The 2008-nt window shown below is 71.2% G+C and carries 1 protein-coding gene; it reads right to left on the bottom strand.

What is annotated here, in order from left to right; translation table 11 throughout:
* Positions 1-2008: error-prone DNA polymerase (locus tag G6026_RS14610; protein ID WP_182613609.1), on the bottom strand; the 2008-nt coding region annotated here is incomplete at both ends.

Raw genomic sequence — 2008 nt, 5'->3', positions numbered from 1 at the left:
CCCCCGACGCCGAGCGCGTCGAGTGCTCCCGCGGTGGCCAGTGCCTCCATCTGCCGGACGGTCAGTCCGGTGCGGCCGGCGAGGTCGGCAGCCGAGGCATACGGCCCGTGGGTGTCGCGCTCGTCGGCGATCGCCGCGGCGAGGTCGGTGCCGATCGCCCGGACGGACTCCAGGCCGAGGCGCACCTCGGTCCCCTCGTTCTCGCAGGTGGCTCCGCCGATCGAGCGGTTGACGCAGGGCCGGTGCACGGTGACGCCGTGCCTGCGGGCGTCGGCCACGAGGGACTGCGGCGAGTAGAACCCCATCGGTTGACTACGCAGCAGCGCCGCGCAGAAGACTGCCGGGTGGTGGCACTTGAACCACGCCGAGTAGTAGACGATCGCCGCGAAGGACTGGGAGTGGCTCTCCGGGAAGCCGTAGTTGGCGAACGCGCACATCTTCTCCCAGATCCGCTCCCCCACCTCGGGCCCGGTGACCGGGGTCCCGGGTGGGCTGGTGCCGATGCCGTGGAGATCACGCATTCCCGCGAAGAACCTCTCCCGCAACCGTGCCATCCGCTCGGGTGAACGTTTGGCCCCCATCGCCCGGCGGAGCTGGTCCGCCTCCGCCGCGGTGAACCCGGCTATCTCGGTGGCGATCTGCATGAGTTGCTCCTGGAACAAGGGGATCCCCAGCGTCCTACCCAGGGCGGCCTCGAGTGCGGGGTGGTCGAACACCACCTTCTCCTTGCCGTTGCGTCTACGGATGTAGGGGTGCACGGAGCCGCCCTGGATGGGGCCGGGGCGGATGAGCGCCACCTCCACCACGAGGTCGTAGAACGTCCGCGGCCGGAGTCTGGGCAGGGTCGCCATCTGCGCCCGCGACTCCACCTGGAACACCCCCACGGAATCGCCGCGGCACAGCATCTCGTAGACCTCGGGATCGGAGAGGTCCAGCCGGGCCAGGTCCACCTCGAGGTCCTTGTGCTCGGCCGCGAGGTCGATGGCGTGGTGGAGCGCCGTGAGCATCCCCAGCCCCAGCATGTCGAACTTGACCAGGCCGACCGCGGCGCAGTCGTCCTTGTCCCACTGCAGGACGGTCCGTCCGGGCATGCGCGCCCATTCGACGGGCACCACATCGGCCACAGGCCGGTCGCAGATCACCATGCCGCCGGAGTGGATGCCGAGATGCCGGGGGAGCCCGACGAGTCTGCGGGCCAGCGCCAGCACGTCGGCGGGCACCGTGTGCTCGGTGGCCTCCCGCTCGTGGTTCTTCAGACCCGACCACCGGTCGACGCTCTTGGACCACGCGTCCTGCTGGCCGACGGAGTACCCGAGCGCCCGGGCCACGTCCCGCACGGCCGACCGCCCCCGGTAGGTGATGACGTTGGCCACCTGCGCGGCGTGATCCCGCCCGTAGCGGGAGTAGACGTACTGGATGGCCTCCTCCCGGCGGCCGGACTCGATGTCCACGTCGATGTCCGGTGGACCGTCCCGCTCCGGGGACAGGAAGCGCTCGAAGAGCAGGTGCGCCCCCACCGGGTCCACGTTGGTGATGCCGAGGGAGTAGCAGACGGCCGAGTTGGCGGCCGATCCCCTGCCCTGACAGAGGATGCCCTCCCTGCGACAGAACTCGACGATGTCGTGGACCACGAGGAAGTAGCCGGGGAACCCCAGCTCGGCGATCACCCCCAGCTCGCGGTGGATCTGCGCGTAGGCCTCCGGAGCCGCGCCGGGGGCCCCGTAGCGCCGGGCGGCCCCCGCGTAGGTGAGCTCGGCGAGCCGGCTGTCCTCCGTGTGCCCCTCGGGAACGTCGAACGGAGGCAGTTCGGGGGCGATGAGCCGGAGGTCGAATGCACACTCGCGACCCAGGTCCGCCGCCCCGGAGACGGCGCCCGGCCAGCGGTCGAACAACTCGGCCATCTCCTCCCCCGAGCGCAGGTACGCCCCTCCGGCCGGGGGCAGGTGCGCGGCATGGGTCTCCAGGGCGTCGCGGGCTCCGAGCGCCGCCATGACAGAGGCCAGACGGG

The organism is Dietzia sp. DQ11-38-2 (assembly GCF_014145055.1).
Taxonomy (GTDB): domain Bacteria; phylum Actinomycetota; class Actinomycetes; order Mycobacteriales; family Mycobacteriaceae; genus Dietzia.
The sequence above is the reverse complement of the archived record's forward strand: the minus strand, read 5'-3'. Positions and strand labels throughout refer to the sequence as shown.